3 protein-coding genes and 3 tRNA genes are annotated in these 2,765 nt (G+C 56.4%); all 6 read left to right on the top strand.

Annotated features, from left to right (window positions below):
• Positions 1-105: 105 nt before the first annotated feature.
• The 6 genes from birA to APH28_RS25890 all read left to right on the top strand — a co-directional run bounded on the left by birA (position 106) and on the right by APH28_RS25890 (position 2,676).
• The gene (gene birA, locus APH28_RS25915) at positions 106-1,065 is read left to right on the top strand and encodes a bifunctional biotin--[acetyl-CoA-carboxylase] ligase/biotin operon repressor BirA (RefSeq protein ID WP_060513276.1); all 960 of its coding nucleotides are present in this window, start codon (positions 106-108) and stop codon (positions 1,063-1,065) included.
• On the top strand, positions 1,055-1,804 hold the full coding sequence (locus tag APH28_RS25910; protein WP_060513275.1) for a pantothenate kinase: 750 nt from the start codon (positions 1,055-1,057) through the stop codon (positions 1,802-1,804). Before birA ends, APH28_RS25910 begins: the two co-directional genes overlap by 11 nt.
• Before the next feature lie 7 nt (positions 1,805-1,811).
• Complete coding sequence (locus APH28_RS25905) at positions 1,812-2,237, top strand: hypothetical protein (protein ID WP_060513274.1); 426 nt, start codon at positions 1,812-1,814, stop codon at positions 2,235-2,237.
• Positions 2,238-2,389: 152 nt separating this feature from the next.
• Positions 2,390-2,473: transfer RNA gene (locus APH28_RS25900), tRNA-Tyr, on the top strand.
• 24 nt (positions 2,474-2,497) lie between these two features.
• Positions 2,498-2,571 (top strand) — tRNA-Gly (locus APH28_RS25895).
• 29 nt (positions 2,572-2,600) lie between these two features.
• Positions 2,601-2,676: transfer RNA gene (locus tag APH28_RS25890), tRNA-Thr, on the top strand.
• Positions 2,677-2,765: the final 89 nt, after the last annotated feature.

Below are 2,765 nucleotides of genomic sequence, written 5' to 3'. Positions count from 1 at the left end.
CTGGCTGAAATACTTGGTGGTTGTGGCAGTTACCCGCAGCCCTTTTCCTATGCAAGCCAACGACCCCTAGCTATCATGCCAGCCTTATTCAACGTCGAGACTGGCATGCTGAAGTTGTTGAATCTCCTCAAGGATGGCCGGTTCCATTCCGGAGAAGCCTTGGGGGCAGCCCTCGGGGTAAGTCGCAGCGCCGTTTGGAAGCAGCTGCAACACCTGGAAAGTGACCTGAACCTCACCATTCATAAGGTACGTGGGCGTGGCTACCAGCTAGCCGCACCGCTGAGCTTGCTCGATGTGCAGACGATCGCTGAGCTCACCGAGGGCGAGCGCTGGCCTGTTTTCATCCACGAAACCATCGATTCGACCAATGCCGAGGGCTTGCGCCTTGCCAGTGAAGGGCAGGCGGCTCCGTTCTTGGTCCTGGCCGAGCGCCAAAGTGCCGGACGTGGGCGCCGAGGTCGCATGTGGATAAGTCCATTCGCGGAAAATCTCTATTACAGCCTCGTCTTGCGCGTCGATGGCGGCATGCGTCAGCTCGAGGGTCTCAGCCTGGTCGTCGGCTTGGCCGTGATGCGCACGTTGCAGGGGTTTGGCGTCAAGGACGTGGGGTTGAAGTGGCCCAACGATGTCTTGGTCCGTGGGCAGAAGATCACCGGTATCCTGTTGGAGCTGGTGGGCGACCCCGCAGACGTCTGCCATGTCGTGCTTGGCATAGGTATTAATGTGAACATGCAGGTCAACGAACAAGTCGATCAGCAGTGGACCTCGATGCGGCGTGAAGTCGGCGCGACCATAGATCGCAATCAGCTGGTGGCCATGCTCAGTCAGCAGCTAGCGCATGAATTGGCCCGTCATCGGCGCTATGGTTTTGCGGCGTTCCAGGAAGAATGGGAGCAAGCGCATTTATGGCAGGGGCGTAATGTGTCTCTCATCGCGGGTACCACCCGTATCGATGGTGTCGTGCTGGGCGTAGACGGGCAGGGCGGATTGCGCCTTGAAGTCGACGGTGTCGTAAAGAGCTTCAGTGGCGGTGAGCTCAGTTTGAGGTTGCGTGATGATTCTTGAGCTCGATTGCGGTAACAGCTTCATCAAGTGGCGTGTCATTCATGCTGCGGATGCCACCATCGTGGGTGGCGGAATAGTAGATTCCGATCAGGCGCTGGTTGACGAAGTCGCCGCTCTCGCGTCTTTGCGACTCACGGGTTGCCGAATGGTCAGTGTGCGTAGCGAGGATGAAACCGATGCCCTTCGCGCGCTGATTGCCAAGGCTTTTGCAGTGGCTGCGCGTGTTGCCGAACCTGCGCAGCAGATGGCGGGCGTACGCAACGGTTATGACGATTACCAGCGCCTGGGCATGGATCGCTGGTTGGCGGCATTGGGTGCCTTTCACCTCGCCAAGGGTGCATGCCTGGTCATTGACCTGGGCACAGCGGCCAAGGCCGATTTCGTCTCTGCGGATGGTGAGCATCTGGGCGGTTACATATGTCCTGGTATGCCGTTGATGCGCAGTCAGCTGCGTACCCACACCCGCCGTATTCGCTATGACGACGCATCGGCCGAACGTGCCTTGAGCAGCCTTTCGCCAGGACGTTCCACGGTGGAGGCGGTTGAGCGCGGTTGTGTATTGATGTTGCAAGGTTTTGCCCGCACCCAGCTCGACCAGGCACGGGCCTTGTGGGGTGAAGACTTTACTGTATTCCTGACGGGTGGGGATGCGCCGTTGGTGCGAGAGGCGGCACCACAGGCCAGAGTGGTCCCCGACCTGGTATTTGTCGGCCTGGCGATGGCCTGTCCACTGGACTGAGGTGCTTATGCGTTGGTTGTTTCTGCTGTTGTTGGTGCTCAATGTCTTCTATTACGTCTGGCACCAACAGGAAGCCCCGCTGAAGGCGAAGGATGTCGCCCCGTTGTCACTCTATAAAGGTAATCAGCAAGAGATCCGGCTGCTCAAGGAAACCGGCGCATCTGCACCGGCCAGGCGCCGTGACGAATGTCTTGTGGTTGGTGGTCTAGCCGTTCGTGAGCAGCTCGATGCGCTGCGACAGCGCTTGCTGAGCCTGGATATCAATGCTGCGCCGGTGTCCGGGCAACTGCCTGGGGCCGAGGGTTTCTGGCTCAAGGTTTCCCCGGAAAGCGAGCGTTTGCTGGACCAAACTGTCCTCGATACTCTTTCCAACGATTTCAAAGACTTAAAACATAAAATTATTTTCTGCCAGGGTATTGCAACTGGCGAATAGCTTGATAGAATGGCGCCCGCTTCACAGGGAACACCACTCAAGTGGCAGAACTGGAAGTGAGTGTTAAGCAGCTAAGCTTCAGATTTGATTGAAAAAATTTGAAAAAAAGCTTGACACTAGGACGGCAGACACATAGAATGCCGGCCACATCTGGAGGGATTCCCGAGCGGTCAAAGGGGACGGACTGTAAATCCGTTGCGAGAGCTTCGAAGGTTCGAATCCTTCTCCCTCCACCAGTTTTAGCGAGAGCCGCAAGCTCCGCGGGTATAGTTTAGTGGTAGAACCTCAGCCTTCCAAGCTGATGATGCGGGTTCGATTCCCGCTACCCGCTCCAAGTTTGCTGGATTTTGCACAAAGTGTTTCGCTCTTGTAGCTCAGTTGGTAGAGCACACCCTTGGTAAGGGTGAGGTCAGCGGTTCAAATCCGCTCAAGAGCTCCATATAAACAAGGCAGATATGAAAATATCTGCCTTTGTTTTATCAGCGTAAGGCTATTTTCTTCTGCGGAGGATTGTATCGATGGCTAAGG

Origin of the sequence: Pseudomonas sp. NBRC 111124, assembly GCF_001320245.1 — a bacterium.
Classification (GTDB): Bacteria; Pseudomonadota; Gammaproteobacteria; order Pseudomonadales; family Pseudomonadaceae; genus Aquipseudomonas.
Note: the sequence above shows the minus strand (reverse complement) of the source record. Positions and strands in the feature narration are given on the sequence as shown.

What these genes read in the sequence shown, in the direction of transcription:
- birA (WP_060513276.1), top strand. Translation starts at nt 106, where the DNA reads ATGCTGAAGTTGTTGAATCTCCTCAAGGATGGCCGGTTCCATTCCGGA.
- APH28_RS25910 (WP_060513275.1), top strand. Translation starts at nt 1,055, where the DNA reads ATGATTCTTGAGCTCGATTGCGGTAACAGCTTCATCAAGTGGCGTGTC.
- APH28_RS25905 (WP_060513274.1), top strand. Translation starts at nt 1,812, where the DNA reads ATGCGTTGGTTGTTTCTGCTGTTGTTGGTGCTCAATGTCTTCTATTAC.